Origin of the sequence: Streptomyces sp. NPDC091292 (assembly GCF_044757265.1) — a bacterium.
In the GTDB taxonomy this organism is placed as follows: domain Bacteria; phylum Actinomycetota; class Actinomycetes; order Streptomycetales; family Streptomycetaceae; genus Streptomyces.
This window is the reverse complement of the sequence record NZ_JBIVUQ010000014.1, coordinates 204,806-225,720: the sequence shown is the minus strand read 5'-3', so window position 1 is coordinate 225,720 and position 20,915 is coordinate 204,806. Positions and strand designations below refer to the sequence as shown.

Below are 20,915 nucleotides of genomic sequence, written 5' to 3'. Positions count from 1 at the left end.
GCATCAGCGTCCTGTTCGCCATGCTCCGCGACGGCACCTTCTACGAAGCCAGAACCCCACGCCACGCTTGACGAAAGACATAGAGGCACCCCCCCGCGACGAGGGCGGTGCGTGGGGGTGCCGGCCGCGCGCCTCGCGCTGTTGCGCCGGGATGTGGAGCAGGCTCTGCGGAAGCGTGCCTGACCAGACCGGTTCCGGTTCCGGTTCCGGTTCCGTAGACATGACCAGGTGTCACCACCCCCGTCGACAGGAGGCCGTGATGGATTTCGATGTGACCGTGGAGATCCCGCAGGGGTCCCGCAACAAGTACGAGATGGACCACACGCTCCACCGCATCCGGCTGGACCGCCTGCTGTTCACCTCCACCCAGTACCCGGCCGACTACGGCTACATCGATGACACGCTCGGCCGTGACGGCGACCCGCTCGACGCACTCGTCCTGGTCGGCGAGCCGACGTTCCCCGGCTGCGCCATCGCTTGCCGGGCCGTCGGCATGTTCGTCATGAAGGACGAGGAGGGACCGGACGAGAAGATCCTGTGCGTCCCGGCCCACGACCCGCGCTACGCCACCGTCCGGGACATCGACGACATCTCCCCCTTCGACAGACTGGAGATCAGCCACTTCTTCGAGGTCTACAAGGATCTGGAGGCGGGGAAGTCCGTCGAGGGCAGTCACTGGGAGGGGCGCCGGCAGGCGTACGCCGAGATCGAGTCGTCCCGCGAACGCGCCGTCGCCCTCCCGGCCGGACGCCTCTCATGACCGTGCCGGGCACGCTGATCCTGCTGCGGCACGGACAGAGCGCGACCAACGCCGACGGCCGCTTCACGGGCTGGGCCGACGTCCCGCTCACGCACCACGGCGAGGAACAGGCGGCCGACGCGGCACGGCTGCTGGCCCGCGACGGACTCGTACCCGAGGTCGTGCACACCTCGGTGCTACGGCGGTCCATCCGTACCGCGGACATCCTCCTGGCGGAGCTGGACCGCTGCTGGATCCCCGTACACCGCACCTGGCGGCTGAACGAGCGCCAGTACGGGGCGCTGGCCGGCCGGGTCAAGAGCGAGGTGCGGCGGGAGGTGGGAGCGGCGCGGTACGAGGCGTGGCGCCGCTCGCTCACCGCCGAGCCGGAACCGCTGGCGGCGGGCGACCTGGCGCGGCTGCGCGCGGACCCTCGGTACGCCGTTCTCGCCGGGGCGGGGCTGCCGGCGGTGGAGAGTCTGGCCGATGTGATCGCGCGGACCGCGCCCTACTGGTCGGACGTCCTCGCGGAGCAACTGCGCACCGGACTCACCGTGCTGGTGGTGGCCCACGGCAACGCGCTGCGCGCCCTCGTCGCGATCCTGGACCGACTGACCGAGCCGGAAGTGGCGGAGCTGAACATTCCGACCGGGGCGCCCCTGCGGTACGAGTTCGACGCCGCGCTGCGTCCGTCCCCGCGCGGCGGTCGCTATCTGGACCCCGCCGCCGCCCGGACCGCCGCCGCGGCCGTGGCGGCGGAAGGCTACGCGTGATCTTGGAGGCGGGGGTCAGGGGGTCAGTGCCCGGTGGCGAGGCCCCGGGGAATGGCGAACGCCGTCAGTGCCGCCGTACCCGGTGCGAGCCGGGCCCAGGTCGACGGCAGCGCGAGCACGGCGATCGCGGAGGTCGGGAACTTCCCCCGGGCACCGTCGAGAGCCACGGCGTCACCACCTCCGGCCAGGGACAGGACCAGTTCCTGCACGCCGGGCTGATGGCCGATCAGCAGTACGGTCCGCCGCGACTCCGGCGTCGCACGCAGCACCTGTGCCAGCTCCGGCCCGCTCGCGCCGTACACACGCGACTCGAACACGACCTCCGGCGTCGCGTCGAGTTCCGGTGCGGCCAGTTCCCAGGTCTCCCGAGTGCGCTGGGCGGTGGAACAGATCACCAGATCGGGCACGTTGTCCGCCGTGCGCAGCCAGCGGCCGGCGGCGGGTGCGTCCCGGCGGCCCCGGCGGGCGAGCGGACGGTCGTGGTCGGCCATCTCCTCCGGCCACGCGGACTTGGCGTGCCGTAGCACGATCAGCCGGGCCGGGGCGGAGCCGCTCATCGCCTCAACTCCCTTCCCCCACCGGTACGCGCCCCACCTCGCGGGCGAGTTCCAGACCGAGAATCCGGTCCAGATAGGCGAAGGTCTCGAACTTCGCACCGTCCGGGAGGTCCTCGGCGGACTCGGCACGCAGCAACAGGTTCAGGACGGCGGGCGTCGCGAGATCTGTGGCCAGGGCGTCGGCGGCCCGCCTGCGGTACTCCTCGGGAACAGGCTGGGACGGCGTGCGCGCCCAGCCCGCCACGCGGCCCCGCCATCGCGTCAGCGTCCGTCCGGCGTCGGCGAGCGTGCGGGGCGTGAGCGTGGCGGCGCGGTGGTACGGGTGTCCGAGCAGATCGAGCCGGACGTCGAGCGCATCGGCGTCTCGCGCCGGGTGGGGTTCCGGGGCCCCCACCTGACGGACCGTTCCGACCTCCAGCCACAGCCCCTGTTCGGCGTCGCGCCGCCCGTCACCGAAGACGTCCACGTCCGCCGGGCCACCCAGGACATCCCGGGCTCCGCCCTCGGCGGTGAATCCCGACGGCACATGCGTACCGAGCGCAGCCGCCAGAACCCGTACCGCCTCGGTCTGCTCGGCCGCTCTGGCGTCCGGGAAGTCCACAACCCAGTCAAGCTGCCGGCCGGTCGCTTCCACGGTCCGCAGCAACACGTCGGCGGTCACCAGGACACGTGCGGCGGCCGGTCCCATGGAACCGTCGTCGACCGGCATGTGCACACACATGCGCAGCAGCCGGTCGCGGGGGGCCGCCAGCGCGACGGGATGGTGCGTACGGCCATCAGTGATGGTCACCAAGGCGGTGCTCCTTCCCGGGTGCCTCCAGTGTCGCGCGCCCTGGCAAACGCCACAAACGCCCACCGCCCTGGCAGGAACCTGGGTGGTACACGCCCCCGCCATCGAGGTGCGCTGTGCGGCGCGGCGCTGGTACTCCCCCGTCTCGCTCGCCCGCAGGGCACCGTGGTGCGGCGGACCGTGCCCACGATAGGTTCGGCGCGCCGAGAACAGGGGGAAGCCACATGGCTGAGGTGTCACTGCGGGTGGAGATCGTACGGGCGAGCGAGGAGCACGTGGAGCAGATCGCCCGGCTCGCCGAGTCACGCAGTCTGAACAGGCCGGACGGCACCCGGGGGCGGGCAGACGGCGGCTTTCTGGTCTCGGCGTACACCGAGGCCGACTACCGCGCCCGGCTGGAGACTTCCGAGCACTTCTATGTCGCGGTCAAGGGCGGGCAAGTACTCGCGTTCCTGATGGCTTACAGCTCCGACCGTGTCGAGCCGGACGAATGGCTGAACCGCCGGATCAAGACGGCGCTCGGCAACTTCCTGGTGATCAAGCAGATCTGTGTGGCCCGGGAGGCGGCGCGGAGCGGGGTCGCGTCGATGCTCTACTACCACATCCTCGATCAGTGGGACGAGAGCCCCGTGATCGCCGCCGTGGTCAACGATCCTCCCAACGAGGCGTCCGCGCACTTCCACCACAAGCTCGGCTTCCAGGAGCTGACCCGACTGGTCCCGCCGGACGGACTGCCCCGGGTGGTGTGGGTGTGGCGCAAACCGCGCGAGGCGATGCTGCACGCCCAATATCAGATCGCGGTGGACCTCTACAAACACGAGGACAACCTCAACTGGCAGAAGCTGAACAACTTCTTCTACATCACGGCGGGCCTCGCAGCCGCCACCGCCTTCTTCCTCGGCAAGGAGGGCGCGGGCGGCACCCTGGGAAAAGGGCTCGCGATCATCATCGGGATCATCGGCATCGGGGTATCGGTGGGCTTCTCACTGATGCTGCGCTTCGGCCGCCAGTACCTTCTGGCGCGCAAGGAGGCGGTGATCGAGCTTGAGGAGTACATGGCCTGGCACGGCGGCGAGCGGATAGTGAACCGCCGCACCGACGCTCCCAACTCCGCCTATCTGAAGGTCTCCCCGACCGGCGCGATCATGGTGCTCCTCCCCGTACTGGTGGCGGTCTGCTGGCTCGCGGTACTCGGGGTACTGATCGCTGATTGACCGGCTGAGACGGAGGGCGGGGTACGCCCTCACGTCCCTTCGCCGGTTAAGGGATTGCCGGGCAAGTATTCGTCAGAATCTGGAACACGGTGCAATAGGTGTCGGCTTTGGTGCTCTGGGGCTGTTGGGTGGCGGCAGCGGCGGGAGCCGCGAAGAGTCCGATCAGGGCACAGATTCCGAGAGCGGTTGCAGCAGCACGACGCATGAAGAGCCTCCGTGGTGAACTGAGCGAACGGATGCCTTAGCAGGTACCCCCAGCCCCGGCGTGCACGCTCCAGGTCATTCGCACGGGTGACCTGCCACACGAATGCGCGAGGCCAATACGACGTCGGAGTCGGTCGCCTCGGCCTTCGCCGGGCCCCCTGTCCGCCGGCCGGTCACGACGCACGGGCGGTCTCCACTACCCGCATCCGTCCCACGGTGCTCACCCCAGGAAGCTCAACCGCACATCACGGTTGATGTGGGAGATGTTGGTGTCGACCAGGCATACCGACTGCCATGTGCCCAACTCCAGGGCGCCCGCGATGACCGGCAGTGTGGCGTGGGGTGGGAGCAGTGCGGGGAGTACGTGGTCTCGGCCGTGGCCGGGGGTGCCGTGGCGGTGTTGCCAGCGGTCGTCCGCCGGCAGGAGTTGGCGGAGGTCGCGAGCAGGTCCACGTCGCTGCCCGCGCCCGTCTCGATCACGGCGATGCCGGCGGTGGCGTGCGGGACGAACACGTTCAGGAGACCGTCGCGGCCCTGGGCGACCTCGCCGAGGAACGACACGCACTGCCGCGTCAGATCGACCACGGCCTCCTCGGATCCGGTGACGACGTTCAGGACACGGGTGGTGAAGGCATCGGGCATGCCCCTCATCGTCGCGCACCGCCCGCCCCGTGCGTTCGCGACAGGCTGCCGGGGCTCCCACCGCACGCGGTCGGCCCAGGCGTTGGCCCTCGGGGGCCGGAGGCTGCTTACCTCGCGGATTACTTCTCGGACCACCCCTCGATACTCTTCGTCCGCCTTTCGAGACGGCATTGACCGTGTGCCGACGACCTGGCTACGTTCAGCCGCATGTCGCGATCAGTCCTGCTCACCACGCGCGGTCACATCGACCTGCTGCGGGTGGCCTCCGCCGCGTGTCGCCGCGGCCACTGACGCCTCTTCACCCCGCCTTCGCCCGCGCCCTCCGGCGCCCCGCTTCGCCCCGATTCACCCCGAACGCACCCGCGCTCGTCGTGGTGCTGACCAGGCCATGATCAGGCCGTGATCCGGGCGTGAACCCCGTGGGGGCGGGCGCCGAGGCGCACCCGCGCACATCCGCGTACCCATGCGGACCTCCGCAGACCCCCCGCGCCCCCGCTGCCGTCCTCCCGCCATGGAGTCTTCATGAGCGTCAGCCACGCCCCACCGAAATCAGCTGGTACCACGGATGCCACGGATACGTCGCTACCCGGCCCTCCAGCCTCCGAGCTGGAAATCCTCATCCCCTCCTCGTCCCGCCGCACCCGGGTCCCCCGCTGGCTGCGGCGCACCTCGGGGCCGGTCCTGCTGCTCGTTCTGTGGCAAGTCCTCAGCGCCACCGGCGTGTTGACATCCGATGTACTCGCGTCGCCGGGCACCATCGCCCGGGTCGCCGGCGATTTGATCCGTGACGGCTCCCTGCCGCACGCCATGGCCGTCTCGCTGCAACGCGTCGCCGCCGGTCTTCTGCTCGGCACCGTCGTCGGCACGTCCCTCGCACTCGTCTCGGGGCTGTTCCGTATCGGCGAAGACCTGGTGGACGCGAGTGTGCAGATGCTGCGCACGGTGCCGTTCGTCGGGCTGATCCCGCTGTTCATCATCTGGTTCGGCATCGGCGAGACACCCAAGATCGCGATCATCACACTCGGTGTGTCCTTCCCCCTCTATCTCAATGTGTACGCGGGCATCCGCGGCGTCGACGCCCGACTCATCGAGGCCGGTGAGTCGTTGGGCCTGTCCCGCTGGGGTCTTGTGCGGCATGTCGTACTTCCGGGCGCGCTGCCCGGCGCGATGACCGGGCTGCGCTACTCGCTCGGTATCGCCTGGCTCGCGCTCGTCTTCGCCGAGCAGGTCAACGCGGACGCCGGTATCGGCTTCCTGATGGTGCAGGCCCGGGACTTCCTGCGCACCGACGTGATCGTGGTCTGCCTCATCGTCTACGCCTTCCTCGGCCTCCTCGCCGACTTCGTCGTCCGTACCCTCGAAAGGCTGCTGCTGCAATGGCGACCGACCTTCACCGGACGGTGAACACCACCACCGAGCAGGCTCCCGCGCCCGCGCCGCCCAGGGCTTCGGTGCCCGCGCCGTCGGCGGTCCGGGTACAGGGGCTCACCCGCTCCTTCGACGGACGTGCCGTCATCGACCGGCTCGATCTCGACATCCGCCCCGGCGAGTTCGTGGCCCTGCTCGGCCGCAGTGGCTGCGGCAAGTCCACGCTGCTGCGGATCCTCGCGGGGCTCGACCGCGAGATCGAGGGCACCGTGCTCGTACCCCGCCGCAAAGCCGTCGCCTTTCAGTCGCCGCGTCTGATGCCGTGGAAACGGGTGTGGCGCAATGTGCTGCTCGGGCTGCCCGGCCGCCCGGACCGCGCGCACGCCGAACGGGCGCTCACCGAAGTCGGTCTTGAGCACCACGCGCGGGCCTGGCCCAAGACCCTCTCCGGCGGCGAGGCCCAGCGCGCCTCGCTCGCCCGCGCCCTGGTCCGCGAACCCGATCTGCTGCTCCTCGACGAGCCGTTCGGCGCGCTCGACGCACTCACCCGTATCAAGGCGCAGCGGCTCGTGGACGAGTTGTGGCAACGGCGCGGCTGCGCCGTACTCCTCGTCACCCACGACGTCGAGGAGGCATTGCTGCTCGCCGACCGGGTGCTCGTGATGGACGGCGGTGTCATCGCGTACGAGACCGAGGTTGGTCTCGACCGGCCTCGCGACATCGCAGATCCGCGCTTCGCCGCGCTGCGCACCCGGCTGCTCGAACGTCTCGGCGTCGACACCCCGGCGGCCACCCCATGAACGACCCGACACCCGCCACATCTGCCCACACCACATCTGCCCGCACCACATCGACCCCCACCACACGGGCACGCGCCACGGCGAACGGACTCCCCATGCGACGACACACCGCCCCCTTTCACACCGCCCCCTTCCTCCTGCTCCCCCTGGCCCTGCTCCTCGCCGCCTGCTCCGGCGTCTCCTCCGCCGACTCGTCGTCCGGTGGCGCGGGAGGAGGTGACGGAACCGATGGCAAGGGTTCTGTCACTCTCAACGTCGGGGACCAGAAGGGAGGTTCCGAGGCGGTGCTACGAGCTGCCGGAGAACTGAAAAATCTTGACTACAAGATCCGCTGGTCGACCTTCACCTCGGGCCCACCGCTCCTGGAGGCCGTCAACGCCAAGGCGGTGGACATCGGCGCGGTCGGCAACACACCACCGGTCTTCGCCGCCGGAGCCGGTTCGAAGATCACCGTGGTCGCCGCCTCGCACGGCTCGTCGCGGGGCGAGGCCATCCTCGTACGCGAGGACTCTCCGCTGAAGACGCCGCAGCAGCTCAAGGGCGCGTCGGTGGCGGTGGCTCAGGGGTCGTCGGCGCACTTCCAGCTGGTCGCCTCGCTCAAGGCGGCCGGGCTCACCCTGGACGACATCGAGGTCAAGTACCTCCAGCCGGCCGACGCGCTCGCCGCGTTCACGGGCGGCAAGGTCGACGCGTGGGCGGTCTGGGACCCGTACACCTCACAGGTGTTGCAGGCGAAGCAGGGGCGGGTGCTCACGGACGGTGAAGGGGTGGTCAACGGGCTCAGTTTCCAGGTCGCGGCGCCCGGGGCGCTCCAGGACGAGAAGAAGGCCGCCGCCATCGGTGACCTGGTGAAACGCCTCCAGCGCGCGCAGGACTGGGTGTTCGACCATCCCGAGGAGTGGGCCAAGGTGTGGGCCAAGGACACGGGTCTGCCGTACGAGGTGGCGCTCGCGTCCGTGAAGCGGACCAACGGGACCCGGGTCCCGGTCGCGCTCGACCGGGCCGCCATCGCGTCGGAGCAGGAGATCGCCGACACCTTCGCCGCGCTGAAGCTGATTCCGCGGACGTTCGCGTTCGAGGACTACGTCGACACCCGGTTCAGCGGCGGCCTTCCGGCGTCGACCTCCGCACCGCGTACCTACAAGGAGTCCTGACCATGACCGTGCACCTTCACTGGTTCCTGCCGACCGGCGGCGACGGCCGCACGCTCGTCGACCGGCACGCCTACACGGACGGTGGCGTCAAGCGGTCCCGTATCACTCCGGTGAGCGGGATCAGGGCGCCCGACATCGAATATCTGATCCAGATCGCCAAGGCCGCCGAGCAGTTGGGCTTCGAGGCGGTCCTCACGCCCACCGGCACCTGGTGCGAGGACGCGTGGCTGACGACGGTCGCGCTGTCCCAGCACACGGAACGGCTGAAGTTCCTGGTGGCGTTCCGGCCCGGGGTGATCTCGCCGGTCCTGGCCGCGCAGATGGCGGCGACGTATCAGCGCATCACCCGTGGACGACTGCTCCTCAATGTCGTGACGGGCGGCGACTCGACCGAGCAGCGCCGCTTCGGCGACCATCTCGACCACGACCGCCGGTATGCCCGTACGGCCGAGTTCCTGTCGGTGGTACGCGGGGTGTGGAGCGGCCGGCCGTACGACTTCGAGGGCGAGCACTACCAGGTCGAGGGCGGGCTGACGGCGCTGCCGCCGGATCCGCTGCCGGAGATCTTCTTCGGCGGTTCGTCGGCCGCCGCGGGCCCGGTGGCGGCCCGGCACACCGATGTGTACCTCACGTGGGGCGAGCCTCCGCAGCAGGTCAAGGAGAAGATCGAGTGGATTCGGGGCCTGGCCGACGAGGAGGGGCGCACGGTCCGGTTCGGGATCAGGTTGCACACGATCTCGCGGGACGCGTCGGCGGACGCGTGGGCGACCGCGCACCGGCTGCTCGACGACCTGGACGCCGACACGGTCGCCGCTGCCCAGCAGGCCCTCGGCCGCAGTGAGTCGGTGGGCCAGCAGCGGATGCTGGCGCTGCACGGAGGCTCCCGCGACCGCGACCGGCTGGAGATCGCGCCCAATCTCTGGGCCGGGGTCGGTCTGGTGCGCGGCGGCGCGGGAACGGCGCTGGTCGGCAGCCATGCCCAGGTCGCGGACCGGATCGAGGAGTACCACGCGCTCGGTGTCGAGCACTTCGTCCTGTCGGGCTATCCGCATCTGGAGGAGGCGTACTGGTTCGGTGAGGGGGTGATTCCGGAGTTGTCGGCGCGGGGGTTGCTGCCCCGGATTCCGGCCTCGCAGGCGGGCGTGGCGCCTTGGCCGGACGGGGCGTCGGCTTCGCCGGGGGTGCCGTTGCTGGTGGCCGGGGGGAGGTAGCGCGAGCGGGAGCCGGAGATGGTCGATCGGGGGCGGGAAGATCCGGCTCCCCGGCCCGGTTAGTAGAAAAGTGAACGACACAAGGGACGTGGAGAGCGGCACAGAGGTAGGCACAGCGGTAGCCACAGAGGTGGTCGTCATAGGCGCCGGGCAGGCGGGTCTGTCCAGCGCCTATCACCTGCGCCGTACCGGCTTTGTGCCGGACCGGGACTTCGTCGTCCTCGATCACGCGCCGGGCCCCGGCGGCGCCTGGCAGTTCCGCTGGCCGTCGCTCACCTACGGCAAGGTGCACGGGATGCACTCGCTGCCCGGCATGGAGCTGACCGGGGCCGACCCGTCCCGGCCCTCCTCGGAGGTGATCCGCGCATACTTCGACCGGTACGAGCGGACCTTCGGCCTCCGGGTGCACCGGCCGGTCGACGTACGGGCCGTCAGGGAGGGTACGGACGGGCGGCTGCGGGTGGAGACGTCCGAGGGGGTGTGGTCGGCGCGCGCCCTGGTGAACGCGACCGGCACCTGGGACCGGCCCTTCTGGCCGCGCTATCCGGGTCAGGAGACCTTCCGTGGACGGCAGTTGCACACCGCCCAGTACCCCGGTCCCGAGCAGTTCGCCGGGCAGCGGGTCGTCGTGGTGGGCGGTGGCGCATCGGGGACCCAGCATCTGATGGAGATCGCGCCGTTCGCCGCCGCGACGACCTGGGTGACCCGCCGCCCGCCGGTCTTCCGCGAAGGCCCCTTCGACGAGGATCTGGGGCGCGCCGCGGTGGCCATGGTGGAGGAGCGCGTACGGCAGGGGCTGCCGCCGAAGAGCGTGGTGTCGGTCACCGGGCTGCCGCTGACAGATGCGGTACGGGAGGCCCGCGCGAGCGGTGTCCTGGAGCGGCTGCCGATGTTCGACCGGATCACTCCGGACGGTGTGGAGTGGGACGACGGGCGCCGGGTGGACGCCGATGTCATCCTCTGGGCGACCGGTTTCCGTGCGGCGATCGACCATCTGGCACCGTTGCGGCTGCGGGAAGCGGGCGGCGGTGTGCGGGTCGAGGGCACCCGTGCGGTCGCCGATCCCCGGATCCATCTGGTCGGCTACGGCCCGTCCGCGAGCACGATCGGGGCGAATCGCGCCGGGCGCGCGGCCGTCCGCGACATCCGTCGGCTGCTCGCCGGGGAGCCGGTCGCAGCCTGAGGCACCCGGCCGGCTCGCCCCGGCTCCGATCCGCGGGTCGTACGCGGGTCGTACGCGGGTCGTACGCGGGTCATTCGCTCGGCGTGGCGGTCTTCATGTTCTCGTTGAACTCGGTGACGTTCTTCTGCTGCTCCTCGTAGCTCGCCGTGAAGCGGGTGTCGCCGGGCTTCACGGTGACGAAGTACAGCCAGTCGCCGGACGCCGGTGCGGTCGCGGCGCGCATCGCGTCGTCGCCCGGGTTGGCGATCGGGGTCGGTGGCAGCCCCATGCGTGTGTAGCTGTTGTAGGGGCTGTTGATCTTTGTGTCGTCGTCGCTGGTGAGCAGGGTGCTGCGGTTCAGTGCGTAGTTGATGGTGGAGTCCATCTGCAACGGCATGCCCCGGTCGAGCCGGTTGTAGATGACGCGGGCCACCTTGCCCATGTCGTCCTTGCTGCCCGCCTCGGCCTGGATGATGCTCGCGATGGTGACGGTCTGATAGAGGTTCTGCGTGGTCCGGGTCGCGCCCGCCGCCACCGGTGCCGGGGCGAACCTCTTGTTCGCGGTGTCCACCATGTACGCCAGCAGGGATGTGGGCGTCGTCTTCTTCGTGACCGGATAGGTGGCCGGGAAAAGATAGCCCTCGGGGTTGCCCGCGGCGTCGCGAGGGAGCTTCAGGCCGGCCTTCGGCAGGATGTTCTTCGTCGTACCGGCCGGAACGGCGAGCGCCTTGTCGACGGCGTCGTACACCTGCCCGGCGCGCCAGCCCTCGGGAATGGTGAGCGCCCTCGGCTTCTCGGGCTTGGCCTCCCACCACAGCAGCAGTGGCGCCGCCACCGCGGTGGCCGTCACAAGGGCTCCGGTCGCGATGAGGGCGATCCGGCCCCGGCGTGTCAGTCGCATCGAGCTACGACGCGGATCCATGTTCTGCATGCGGGCACGGTAACCCGACAATTACTCCCTACCCTTGCAAATCCGGCATATTTTCATCTTGTCGGCTCCAGTTGGGCGTCCCGGTGCACAAGTCCGGCGTAACGGCCGTCCAGGTCCAGCAACTCCTCGTGCGTACCCTGCTCGGCTATGCGGCCGGAGTCGAGGACGACGATCTGGTCGGCGCCGCGAACGGTGGAGAGCCGGTGCGCGATGGTGATCGTGGTGCGGTTGGCCGAGAGCGCGTCGATGGCTTCCTGCACGGCCTGTTCGGTACGGGTGTCCAGGGCGCTGGTCGCCTCGTCCAGGACGAGGACCGGCGGGTCGCGCAGGATGGTGCGCGCGATGGCGAGGCGCTGCTTCTCGCCGCCCGAGAAGCGGTGGCCGCGCTCGCCGACCACCGTGTCATAGCCATCGGGCAGGGAGGCTATGTGGTCGTGGATCTGGGCCGCTCCGGCCGCCGCGACAAGTTCTTCGTCGGTGGCGTCCGGCTTGGCGAAGCGCAGGTTCTCGGCGACCGACGCGTGGAACAGGTAGGTCTCCTGGGAGACCACGCCGACCGCGCGGGCGAGGGTGTCGAAGTCGAGGTCGCGTACGTCGACGCCGTCGAGCGTGACGCGTCCGCCGGTGACGTCGTACAGCCGGGGCACCAGATAGCTGAGGGTCGACTTTCCGGCGCCGGTGGGTCCGACCACGGCGAGGCTGCCACCTGCGGGGACGGTGATGTCTATGTGGTCGAGTATGGGTCCGCTCTTGGTGTCGTAGCGGAACTCGACGTCCTGGAAGGCGACTTCGCCCTTGACGGTGTCCAGGTGCACCGGGTGCTCGGGCTCGGTGATGTCGATCGGCAGATCGAGGTACTCGAAGATGCGCTGGAAGAGCGCGAGCGAGGTCTGCATGTCCACACCGGTCGACAGCAGGCTGACCGTGGGCCGGAACAGGCCCTGTTGGAGCGAGACGAACGCGACGAGCGTACCGATCGAGACCGCGGTGCCGCCGACCGCGAAGGCGATGCCCGCGGCCCAGTAGATGAAGGCGGGCATGGCGGCCATGACGATGGAGATGACGGCCATCCGCCAGCGTCCCGCCATGTTCGACCGGACTTCCAGGTCGACCAGGCCGTCGGACTCGCCGGCGAAGGAGCGGGTCAGCGAGTCGGAGCGGCCCATGGTGCGGCCGAGGAGGATGCCGCTGACGGACAGCGACTCGGTGACGGTGGCCGCCATCGCCGCCATCTGCTTCTGGCGCTGGGTGGCGATCTTCTTGCGCTCGCGGCCGACGCGGCGGCTGATCCAGACGAAGACCGGCAGCAGGAGCAGGGAGACCACGGTGAGCCGCCAGTCCAGCGCGACCATCGCCACGATGGTGGCGACCACGCTGGTCAGGTTGGAGACCAGGGAGGTCGCCGTGGAGGTGACGGTCGCCTGCATACCGCCGATGTCATTGGCTATCCGGGACTGGACCTCGCCGGTGCGGGTGCGCGTGAAGAAGGCGAGGGACATCCGCTGCAACCGGTCGTACACGGCCGTGCGCAGGTCGTGCATCACGCGCTGGCCGACGGTCGTGGAGATCAGGGTCTGGAGCACGCCGAAGATGCTGGAGACGACGGCGCTGAGGATCATGCCGAGCGCGAGCAGGCTCAGCAGGCCGGTGCGGCCCTGCGGGATCGCCGTGTCGATGATCGCCTTCAGCATGAACGGCGAGGCGACCGATACCAGCGAGGAGGCGCCGACGAGCAGTCCGACGACTGCCAGCCGGCCGCGATAGGGACGGAAGAGACGGAGGATACGGCGCATCTGCCGCGGCTGCTCCTCATCGGGAGGCGGCGGCGTCCAGGGGACTTCTCGGGGACTCATGGGCTCCTACGGTGGTGGACGGGCGGCCGGTCCCGGCCGCGGCTTGACTTCGAAGAGCATAGCTCATTGTTACCTATACTCACAATGCACAAAGTCCTGGTATTGTTCCCCGTATGAGCACCCCAGACGCCGACGGCCTGCTCGCCGAGCAGCTGCTGCGGCTGACCCGCCGCGTGCACCGCATCCAGAAGCGCCATCTGGAGGCCTCCGGTGTGGGCATCACGCCGGCCCAGTCCCGGCTGCTGCGCACCCTCGCGCACTACGGATCACCGCCCCGCATGGCGGATCTGGCCCAGCGCCTCGAAGTGGTGCCACGGGCCGTGACCACGCTCGTGGACGGCCTGGAGGCGAGCGGCCAGGTGCGCCGGGTGCCGGACCCCGACAACCGGCGGGTCATCCGCATCGAGATCACGGAGGCGGGCCGCCGGACCCTGGGCGAGCTGCGCAAGGCGCGCCGCTCGGCGGCGGAGGACATCCTGGCCCCGCTGGACGCCGGGCAGCGTGCCGTGTTCGGCGGCCTCCTGTCGGCCCTGGTCGACGGAGTGGCGGTCGGCCACGCGGGCCAGGCGGTGAGCGCCCACACCAAGGACAACGGCACCGGCACCGCACCGGGCACCCAGGACGCCCAGAACGGAAACTGCTGAGGACGAGCCGGCACCAGTAAGACGTAAGAGCAGAGACCCACACCCGGAAGAACAAGGAACGAGGAGCGCACGATGCCCCTGCTGGAGCCCGACCCGGACGCGCTGCGCCCCGTATCCCGCCCGGCGGGCCCGGCGCCCGACCGGGTGCCCGGCGACCGGGCGGCGGGCACGCCCGAGCCGCTCAAGGGCGAGCTGATCGCCCTGCTCGGCGAGAGCAAGGTGCTCACCAAGGTCTCGGACCTGGTGCGGTACGCGTCGGACGCGAGCCCCTACCGCTTCCTGCCGCAGGTCGTGGTCGTCCCGGAGGACATCGACGACATCTCGGCCGTGCTGTCGTACGCGCACGGCAAGGGCCGCGAGGTGGTGTTCCGCGCGGCGGGCACCTCACTCAACGGGCAGGCGCAGGGCGAGGACATCCTGGTCGACGTCCGCCGGCACTGGACGGGCATCGAGGTCCTGGACGACGGCGCGCGGGCCCGTATCGGACCCGGCACGACCGTCGTCCGGGCCAACGCCACCCTGTCCCGGCACGGGCGCGTACTCGGCCCCGATCCGGCCAGCGCCATCGCGTGCACGGTCGGCGGTGTCGTCGCGAACAACGCCTCCGGCATGACCGCCGGCACCACCCGCAACTCGTACCGCACGGTGGCCTCGCTGAGCTTCGTCCTCCCCTCGGGCACCGTCGTGGACACCGCGGAGCCGGACGCCGACGAGCGGCTCGCCCGCGCCGAACCCGCCCTGTGCGCGGACCTTCTGGCGATCAAGGCGGACATCGAGTCGGACCCGGACCTGGTGGCCCGTATCCGCGCGAAGTACGAGATCAAGAACACCAACGGCTACCGGCTGGACGCCTACCTCGACGGCGCGACACCGGTCGAGATCCTGCGCGGGCTGATGGTCGGCTCGGAAGGCACCTTCGGATTCATCTCGGAGATCGTCTTCGACACGCTTCCGCTGGACCGGCGGGTGACCACGGCGCTGCTGTTCTTCCCCTCGCTCACCGCCGCCGCAGCGGCCGTGCCCGTGTTCAACGAGGCCGGGGCGCTCGCCGTGGAGCTGATGGACGGCAACACCCTGCGCGCGTCGGTCAGCGTCCAGGGCGTGCCCGCCGACTGGGCCACGCTGCCCAAGTCGACCGCGGCGCTCCTGGTGGAGTTCCGCGCGCCGGACGAGGCGGGACAGACGGCGTACGAGGAGGCCGCGCGCAAGGCGCTCGAAGGGCTCGACCTGGTCGCACCGGTCGCGTCCGTGACGAACACGTTCACGCGGGACGCGAAGACCATCGCCGGGTACTGGAAGGCCCGTAAGGCGTTCGTCAGCGCGGTCGGCGGCTCCCGTCCGTCGGGGACCACGCTCATCACGGAGGACTTCGCGGTGCCGCCGTCGCGCCTCGCCGACGCCTGCGAGGCGCTGCTCGAACTCCAGACACGGCACGGTTTCGACGCGGCGGTCGCGGGCCATGCCGCGCACGGCAATCTGCACTTCCTGCTCGCCTTCGACGCGGGCCGCGCCGAGGACGTCGACCGGTACGCGGCCTTCATGGACGAGTTCTGCCGCCTCACCGTCGAGCGGTTCGACGGCTCCCTCAAGGCCGAACACGCCACCGGGCGGAACATCGCGCCGTTCCTGGAGCTGGAATGGGGCCCCAGGGCCACCGAGTTGATGTGGCGCACCAAGCAGGTCATCGACCCGGACGGCGTGCTCGCCCCCAGGGTCGTGCTCGACCGCGACCCCAAGGCGCATCTGCGCGGCCTGAAGACCATCCCCAAGGTGGAGCTGATCGCCGACCCGTGCATCGAGTGCGGCTTCTGCGAGCCCACCTGCCCCAGCCACGACGTGACCACGACACCCCGCCAGCGCATCGTCCTGCGCCGCGAGATGATGCGGCAGCCCGCCGGATCGGACGTCGAGGAAGGGCTGCTCGACGCCTACGGGTACGACGCGGTGGACACCTGCGCGGGCGACTCGACGTGCAAGCTGGCCTGCCCGGTCGGTATCGACACCGGCGCCATGATGAAGGACTTCCGCCACGCCCGGCACTCGCCCCGCGAGGAGCGGACGGCCGCCCTGGTCGCCCGGAACTTCAAGGCCGTCGAGGCGTCCGCGCGCCTCGCGGTGGCCGCCGCCGACAAGATCGGCGACCGGCTCCTGACGAAGGTCACGCGCGCGGCGCGTACGGCCGTGCGCCCCGATCTCGTACCCGAGTGGCTGCCCGGCATCCCCGGCGCGGCGGCGCGCAAGCTGCCGCGTACCGCGCGCGTGGGGGCGTCCGCCGTGTACTACCCGGCCTGCGTCAACCGCATCTTCGGCGGCCCCGAGGACCGCGAGGGTCCGTCGCTCTCCGAGGCCGTCGTGGCGGTGTCCTCGCGCGCGGGGAAGCCGGTATGGATCCCGGACGATGTCGCGGGCACCTGCTGCTCGACGATCTGGCACTCCAAGGGGTACGACCGGGGCAATGTCGTCATGGCCAACCGCGTCGTCGAGGCCGCCTGGGGCTGGACGGCGGGCGGCAGGCTGCCGCTCGTCGTGGACGCGTCGTCGTGCACGCTGGGCATCGCGCACGAGGTGGTGCCCTATCTGACGCCCGACAACAAGGAGTTGCACCGGGAGCTGACCGTGGTCGACTCCGTCGTCTGGGCCGCCGAGGAGCTGTTGCCGCATCTCACCGTGCGACGCACCGTCGGCAGTGCGGTGCTGCACCCCACGTGCTCCATGCAGCACCTGGGCGACGAGGCGCAGTTGAGGGCGGTCGCCGAGGCGTGCGCGGACGAGGTCGTCGTACCGGACGACGTCGGCTGCTGTGCCTTCGCGGGCGACCGCGGCATGCTCCACAAGGAACTCACCGAGTCCGCCACCCACAAGGAGGCGGCGGAGGTGACGGCACGCCACTTCGACGCGCATCTGTCGGCGAACCGGATGTGCGAGGTCGGCATGGACCATGCGACGGGGCGGAGCTACTACTCGGTGCTGATGGAACTGGAGGCGGCGACGCGGCCGTGACGAGGGGTGTCGGGCGGGGCGGCGGGTGCGGAGTGGGTGGAATGGGTGGCCGGGGCGGGGGTGCCGGGGGTCGGAGCGGCTGAGGTGAGCGGCTCCCGGCCGGCTGAGGTGGGCGGCTCCCGGTCCGCCAGATAGCGGTCCAACGCCGCCGCCCCCGCGAGCATCGCCCGGGACCGGAGCGACAGTTCCTCCTGGCGCTGGGCGATGGCCGTACGCAGGGCCTCACCGCTGCCCGTGCGGCGCAGGCCGTCCAGGACCGCCCGGATCTGCGGCAACCCGTACCGGCCCTGCCGCAGCATCTTGATCATGCGGGCGTCCCGGATGTCGGCGGGGTGATACCAGCGGTAGCCGGTGCCTCGTTCGCGTTCCGGGGTGAGCAGGCCCGCCGACTCCCAGACCCTCAGCGCCGAGGTCCGTACGCCCAGATGGCCCGCCACATCGCCGATCCGCATACCCGCCCGGGGCGGCGCGGCGGCATCCGGCGACTCCCCCGCGACCGCCTCCAACGCCTCCCCGACCTCCCGCAGGGCCACACGCTGCTCGTGCAACGCCGCGTGGCCCGCGTCCACGGCCGCCAACGCCGCGCGGTGGTCCTCCGCATGGACCGCGCGCATCACCGCGCGGGCCGTCTCCGCCCCGTACCCCCGGGCCAGCACCCGATAGGTGAGCAGGGCACCACGGTGACTCTCGTCGAAGCGCCGGTACCCGCTCTCGGAGCGCGGCACCGGGGGCAGGAGGCCCGCGTCCTCGTAGTTACGGATCTGCTGGGTGGAGATCCCCGCGCTCCGGGCGAGATCGATGGGCCGCAGCCCCCCACGCGCGCGGCTCATCCGGGACCCCTTCCGAAGGCGGCGTCACGAGGGGAGCGAAAGCGAGCCGTGAGGCGAATGCGCCATCCCTCGTCTTCCCGTACCGCCAGATGCAGTGCGCCGGCGCGGGCTGTCAGGGGCAGGAGGGGGCGTAACCGGGTGGCCACGGTGAGGGTCTCCTCGTCGGTGGACCCCGTGGCGACGGTGACGTGGGTCGGAGGGTGCGGGCCGAAACGACCGCTGTAGGGGGCCATGCCCGGCCACAGTTCGCCGAAGGCATCGGCCACGGGCTGGAGCGCGGGCACGGCCACGGCGACGAAGCCCTGAGCTGTCGTCACCTCGGTCAGCTCCACCTCGCGCGCGGGCGTTGCCGCCGCGAAGTCCCGTACCGCCCGATCGGTCGCGGCGGACAGTTCGGCGGCCGGCAGGAACGGATAGCGGAGGGTTACGTGGGCGGGGAGGCCGGGGCGGACCAGGGAGGCGTTCACCTGCCGGGCGGCATCGAGCAGTACGTCGGCCTCCGCGAGCGTGATCACCACCGCCGTCGTGCCGGTCGGGGCGGGCTTCCCCGACCTCCCCGGCGCCTCCGACGTCGCGGGCTCCCCCGGCTCCCCCGGCATTTCTGGCGTCGCTGCGCTGGACATGGCGGCATCATGTCAGCCCGGTGCGGGGGTGCCGCGCGGGCGGTTCGTCCGGAGGCGAACATCGGCGTCCCGTAGCAGGCTCGACGCATGCGACAACTGCTGGACACTGACTGGAAAGGGTGCGGTTGCCATGGAACACGTCTCACTCGGCGGACTGGACGTCTCCCGTATCGGACTCGGCTGTATGGGGATGTCGGCCTTCTACACAGGCGCCAACACCGATGACTCGGAATCGGTCCGTACGATTCACCGGGCGCTCGACCTCGGGGTGACGTTCCTCGACACGGCCGAGGTGTACGGCCCGTTCACCAACGAGGAGTTGGTCGGGCGGGCGCTCGCCAAGCGGCGCGACGAGGTGGTCCTCGCCACCAAGTTCGGCATCATGACCCACACCCCCGACGGACCCCGGCGCGGTGTCGACAGCTCCCCGCAGAATGTGCGGACCGCTGTCGAGGGCTCCCTGAAGCGGCTCGGAACCGACCGGATCGACCTGTACTACCAGCACCGCGTCGACCCGGACACACCCATCGAGGACACCGTCGGCACCCTGGCCGACCTGGTCCGGGAGGGCAAGGTGCGGCACATCGGCCTGTCGGAGGCGGCGCCCGAGACCATCCGTCGGGCGCACGCGGTGCATCCGGTCGCCGCGCTCCAGACGGAGTACTCACTGTGGACGCGGGACCCGGAGGCGGAGATTCTGCCGCTGCTGCGCGAGCTGGGCATCGGGTTCGTCCCGTACTCGCCGCTCGGCCGCGGCTTTCTCACCGGTCAGATCCGCAGCCGTGAGCAGTTGGCCGACGACGACTTCCGTAAGAGCAACCCGCGTTTCAGTGACGAGAACTTCGAGCGGAATCTGCGGCTGGTGGACGAGGTCGAGGCGGTGGCCCGCGAGGTGGGTGCGACCCCGGCGCAGACCGCGCTGGCCTGGCTGCTCGCGCAGGGCGACTACATCGCCCCGATCCCCGGTACGAAGCGGGTGTCGAGGGTCGAGGAGAACGCCGCCGCCGACGCCGTGCGGCTCACGCCCGAGCAGATCCGGCGGCTCGGCTCCCTGACGGCACCCGCCGGGGACCGGTACGCCGACATGTCGCCGCTCAACCGCTGAACCCGGTCCGGCACGAGCCGTCACCGAGCCGCGCGGCACGCCGGCGCCCAGGTACCGGTCGGGTACTGGACCGGGCGCCGGTCGGAGCCGCACGCTGCTCGGGTGCCGAAGAACCCCGCCCCTCCCGCAGACCCGACCGCCCGCCCCCCGCGTCCTTGGTACGCGCGACCGGCCGCCCGCGCCTGGAGCTGTACGCCTGCCCCCGTCGCCGTACGGGACTTCCACGCCTCGCTGCCCGGCTACGCCCCCACGCCCTTGGTCGAACTTCCCTCCCTGGCTTGTGAGTTGGGAGTCTCCCGCGTTTTCGTGAAGGACGAGTCGGACCGTCTCGGACTCCCCGCGTTCAAGGCGCTGGGCGCGTCCTGGGCGATGCACCGGGCGCTCGCCGGAGGTGCGTCCGAGGAAAGTGGCCAGATCCTTGCGCCTGCCGCAGATCTGGTCACTTTCGTCACCGCGACCGACGGCAACCACGGCCGGGCGGTGGCCCGGACGGCACGGCTCATCGGGCAGCGCGCCGAGGTGTTCGTACCGCGCGGTGTACATCCCGCCGCCGTGGCCGCCATCACCGCCGAAGGCGCCCTCGTGACCGAGGTCGACGGATCGTACGACGAAGCGGTACGACGGGCCGCCGACGCCGCCCAAAGCCCCATGGAGGCGGGCGGGTCGCGCCGGGTCCTCGTCCAGGACACGGCGTGGCCGGGGTACGAGCAGATCCCTCGCCGGATCGTCGAGGGCTACTCCACTCTGTTCACCGAGGTCGACGCCCAACTCGCCGCCGAGGCAGCCGGACCGCCGGGGCTGGTCGCCGTGCCGGTGGGCGTCGGATCCCTGGCCCAGGCCGCCGTCACGCACTACCGCGGCGCGCCGGCCGGGCACCACGGGACGGCCCTGCTCGCCGTCGAACCCGAGGCCGCCGCATGCGTGCTGGAAAGCCTCACCAGAGGCGAGCTGACTTCGATCACGACCGGTGCCACCACGATGGCCGGCCTCAACTGCGGTACGCCGTCCGCGCTCGCCTGGCCCTTTCTGCGCGACGGACTGGACGCCGCCGTCGCGGTCACCGACGCCGAAGCAGCCCGCGCCGCACGGGACCTGGCCGCTCACGGAATCTCCTCCGGCCCGTGCGGTGCCGCATCCCTGGCCGGGGTCCGTGCCGCCCTCACCGGTCCGGGCGCCGCCGACCGCCGTACCGCCCTCGCCCTGACCGCGACTTCGACGCTCGTCCTCCTCAACACCGAGGGCGCGGCAGCCAATCCGCTGACGCCCGCACCGGACCCGGAACCGGACCCGGACCCGAACCCCGAGGGCTGACGCG

The 20,915-nt window shown here is 70.8% G+C and carries 18 protein-coding genes and 2 pseudogenes; 13 read left to right on the top strand and 7 right to left on the bottom strand.

Annotated elements, in window-relative coordinates:
• Positions 1-259 precede the first annotated feature (259 nt).
• Positions 260-760, top strand: coding sequence for an inorganic diphosphatase (locus ACIQNU_RS31310; RefSeq protein WP_401372841.1), 501 nt, complete (start codon positions 260-262; stop codon positions 758-760).
• Positions 757-1,512: a 2,3-diphosphoglycerate-dependent phosphoglycerate mutase gene (locus ACIQNU_RS31305; RefSeq protein WP_401372840.1), complete on the top strand. Its 756-nt coding sequence runs from the start codon at positions 757-759 to the stop codon at positions 1,510-1,512. Before ACIQNU_RS31310 ends, ACIQNU_RS31305 begins: the two co-directional genes overlap by 4 nt.
• 23 nt (positions 1,513-1,535) lie before the next feature.
• Here ACIQNU_RS31305 and ACIQNU_RS31300 read toward each other — a convergent pair whose 3' ends face one another.
• Both ACIQNU_RS31300 and ACIQNU_RS31295 read right to left on the bottom strand, forming a co-directional pair.
• Positions 1,536-2,069 (bottom strand): SixA phosphatase family protein, encoded by a 534-nt coding sequence (locus tag ACIQNU_RS31300; RefSeq protein ID WP_401372838.1) that lies wholly within the window; start codon positions 2,067-2,069, stop codon positions 1,536-1,538.
• A 4-nt stretch (positions 2,070-2,073) separates the two neighbouring features.
• Positions 2,074-2,859 carry a hypothetical protein gene (locus ACIQNU_RS31295; protein ID WP_401372837.1) on the bottom strand — a complete coding sequence of 262 codons (786 nt, stop codon included), beginning with the start codon at positions 2,857-2,859 and terminating at the stop codon, positions 2,074-2,076.
• Between the two features lie 224 nt (positions 2,860-3,083).
• Between ACIQNU_RS31295 and ACIQNU_RS31290 the strand changes: the two genes are divergently transcribed.
• Positions 3,084-4,073 carry a GNAT family N-acetyltransferase gene (locus ACIQNU_RS31290; RefSeq protein WP_401372835.1) on the top strand — a complete coding sequence of 330 codons (990 nt, stop codon included), beginning with the start codon at positions 3,084-3,086 and terminating at the stop codon, positions 4,071-4,073.
• A gap of 424 nt (positions 4,074-4,497) precedes the next feature.
• Here the strand turns inward: ACIQNU_RS31290 and ACIQNU_RS31285 are convergent.
• Positions 4,498-4,919 (bottom strand): annotated as a pseudogene (locus ACIQNU_RS31285) (YjbQ family protein).
• A gap of 207 nt (positions 4,920-5,126) precedes the next feature.
• On the opposite strand from ACIQNU_RS31285, the gene ACIQNU_RS31280 reads away from it, so the two are divergent.
• From ACIQNU_RS31280 to ACIQNU_RS31255, 6 genes are all read left to right on the top strand, one after another.
• Positions 5,127-5,210: a putative leader peptide gene (locus tag ACIQNU_RS31280; RefSeq protein ID WP_389888168.1), complete on the top strand. Its 84-nt coding sequence runs from the start codon at positions 5,127-5,129 to the stop codon at positions 5,208-5,210.
• 231 nt (positions 5,211-5,441) lie between these two features.
• Positions 5,442-6,323: an ABC transporter permease gene (locus ACIQNU_RS31275; RefSeq protein WP_401372833.1), complete on the top strand. Its 882-nt coding sequence runs from the start codon at positions 5,442-5,444 to the stop codon at positions 6,321-6,323.
• On the top strand, positions 6,296-7,087 hold the full coding sequence (locus ACIQNU_RS31270) for an ABC transporter ATP-binding protein (protein ID WP_401372831.1): 792 nt from the start codon (positions 6,296-6,298) through the stop codon (positions 7,085-7,087). The genes ACIQNU_RS31275 and ACIQNU_RS31270 overlap by 28 nt, the downstream gene beginning before the upstream one ends.
• Positions 7,088-7,182: 95 nt before the next feature.
• Entirely contained in the window at positions 7,183-8,241 is a 1,059-nt protein-coding gene (locus ACIQNU_RS31265) for an ABC transporter substrate-binding protein (protein ID WP_401372829.1), read from the top strand.
• Between the two features lie 2 nt (positions 8,242-8,243).
• Positions 8,244-9,452 (top strand): LLM class flavin-dependent oxidoreductase, encoded by a 1,209-nt coding sequence (locus tag ACIQNU_RS31260; protein WP_401372827.1) that lies wholly within the window; start codon positions 8,244-8,246, stop codon positions 9,450-9,452.
• Between the two features lie 70 nt (positions 9,453-9,522).
• Positions 9,523-10,635 carry an NAD(P)-binding domain-containing protein gene (locus tag ACIQNU_RS31255; RefSeq protein ID WP_401372825.1) on the top strand — a complete coding sequence of 371 codons (1,113 nt, stop codon included), beginning with the start codon at positions 9,523-9,525 and terminating at the stop codon, positions 10,633-10,635.
• A 70-nt stretch (positions 10,636-10,705) separates the two neighbouring features.
• On the opposite strand, the gene mltG is transcribed toward ACIQNU_RS31255, so the two are convergent.
• Together mltG and ACIQNU_RS31245 are read right to left on the bottom strand one after the other, a co-directional pair.
• Positions 10,706-11,545 (bottom strand): endolytic transglycosylase MltG, encoded by an 840-nt coding sequence (gene mltG / locus ACIQNU_RS31250; RefSeq protein WP_401372824.1) that lies wholly within the window; start codon positions 11,543-11,545, stop codon positions 10,706-10,708.
• Between the two features lie 53 nt (positions 11,546-11,598).
• Positions 11,599-13,398 (bottom strand): ABC transporter ATP-binding protein, encoded by a 1,800-nt coding sequence (locus ACIQNU_RS31245; RefSeq protein WP_401372822.1) that lies wholly within the window; start codon positions 13,396-13,398, stop codon positions 11,599-11,601.
• Positions 13,399-13,511: 113 nt separating this feature from the next.
• On the opposite strand from ACIQNU_RS31245, the gene ACIQNU_RS31240 reads away from it, so the two are divergent.
• Positions 13,512-14,042 (top strand): MarR family winged helix-turn-helix transcriptional regulator, encoded by a 531-nt coding sequence (locus ACIQNU_RS31240; RefSeq protein ID WP_401372820.1) that lies wholly within the window; start codon positions 13,512-13,514, stop codon positions 14,040-14,042.
• A 72-nt stretch (positions 14,043-14,114) separates the two neighbouring features.
• Positions 14,115-17,042: an FAD-binding and (Fe-S)-binding domain-containing protein gene (locus ACIQNU_RS31235; RefSeq protein ID WP_401372818.1), complete on the top strand. Its 2,928-nt coding sequence runs from the start codon at positions 14,115-14,117 to the stop codon at positions 17,040-17,042.
• Between the two features lie 128 nt (positions 17,043-17,170).
• Here ACIQNU_RS31235 and ACIQNU_RS31230 read toward each other — a convergent pair.
• Positions 17,171-17,872, bottom strand: a pseudogene (locus tag ACIQNU_RS31230) (MerR family transcriptional regulator); the annotation flags it as partial.
• The gene (locus ACIQNU_RS31225; RefSeq protein WP_401372817.1) at positions 17,869-18,495 is read right to left on the bottom strand and encodes a 2'-5' RNA ligase family protein; all 627 of its coding nucleotides are present in this window, start codon (positions 18,493-18,495) and stop codon (positions 17,869-17,871) included. The pseudogene ACIQNU_RS31230 and the gene ACIQNU_RS31225, both read right to left, overlap by 4 nt.
• Positions 18,496-18,625: 130 nt before the next feature.
• Here ACIQNU_RS31225 and ACIQNU_RS31220 point away from each other — a divergent pair, with 130 nt between their 5' ends.
• Positions 18,626-19,600, top strand: a complete 975-nt coding sequence (locus ACIQNU_RS31220; RefSeq protein ID WP_401372815.1) for an aldo/keto reductase — start codon at positions 18,626-18,628, stop codon at positions 19,598-19,600.
• A 102-nt stretch (positions 19,601-19,702) separates the two neighbouring features.
• Positions 19,703-20,911: a diaminopropionate ammonia-lyase gene (locus ACIQNU_RS31215; protein WP_401372814.1), complete on the top strand. Its 1,209-nt coding sequence runs from the start codon at positions 19,703-19,705 to the stop codon at positions 20,909-20,911.
• Positions 20,912-20,915 lie beyond the last annotated feature (4 nt).

Excerpts from the sequence above, each read along its gene's own strand:
- ACIQNU_RS31275 (WP_401372833.1), top strand. The coding sequence starts at position 5,442 with ATGAGCGTCAGCCACGCCCCACCGAAATCAGCTGGTACCACGGATGCC.
- ACIQNU_RS31225 (WP_401372817.1), bottom strand. The coding sequence starts at position 18,495 with ATGTCCAGCGCAGCGACGCCAGAAATGCCGGGGGAGCCGGGGGAGCCC.
- ACIQNU_RS31265 (WP_401372829.1), top strand. The coding sequence starts at position 7,183 with ATGCGACGACACACCGCCCCCTTTCACACCGCCCCCTTCCTCCTGCTC.
- ACIQNU_RS31245 (WP_401372822.1), bottom strand. The coding sequence starts at position 13,398 with ATGAGTCCCCGAGAAGTCCCCTGGACGCCGCCGCCTCCCGATGAGGAG.
- ACIQNU_RS31220 (WP_401372815.1), top strand. The coding sequence starts at position 18,626 with ATGGAACACGTCTCACTCGGCGGACTGGACGTCTCCCGTATCGGACTC.
- ACIQNU_RS31305 (WP_401372840.1), top strand. The coding sequence starts at position 757 with ATGACCGTGCCGGGCACGCTGATCCTGCTGCGGCACGGACAGAGCGCG.
- ACIQNU_RS31310 (WP_401372841.1), top strand. The coding sequence starts at position 260 with ATGGATTTCGATGTGACCGTGGAGATCCCGCAGGGGTCCCGCAACAAG.
- ACIQNU_RS31270 (WP_401372831.1), top strand. The coding sequence starts at position 6,296 with ATGGCGACCGACCTTCACCGGACGGTGAACACCACCACCGAGCAGGCT.
- mltG (WP_401372824.1), bottom strand. The coding sequence starts at position 11,545 with ATGCAGAACATGGATCCGCGTCGTAGCTCGATGCGACTGACACGCCGG.
- ACIQNU_RS31240 (WP_401372820.1), top strand. The coding sequence starts at position 13,512 with ATGAGCACCCCAGACGCCGACGGCCTGCTCGCCGAGCAGCTGCTGCGG.
- ACIQNU_RS31260 (WP_401372827.1), top strand. The coding sequence starts at position 8,244 with ATGACCGTGCACCTTCACTGGTTCCTGCCGACCGGCGGCGACGGCCGC.
- ACIQNU_RS31300 (WP_401372838.1), bottom strand. The coding sequence starts at position 2,069 with ATGAGCGGCTCCGCCCCGGCCCGGCTGATCGTGCTACGGCACGCCAAG.
- ACIQNU_RS31290 (WP_401372835.1), top strand. The coding sequence starts at position 3,084 with ATGGCTGAGGTGTCACTGCGGGTGGAGATCGTACGGGCGAGCGAGGAG.
- ACIQNU_RS31235 (WP_401372818.1), top strand. The coding sequence starts at position 14,115 with ATGCCCCTGCTGGAGCCCGACCCGGACGCGCTGCGCCCCGTATCCCGC.
- ACIQNU_RS31280 (WP_389888168.1), top strand. The coding sequence starts at position 5,127 with ATGTCGCGATCAGTCCTGCTCACCACGCGCGGTCACATCGACCTGCTG.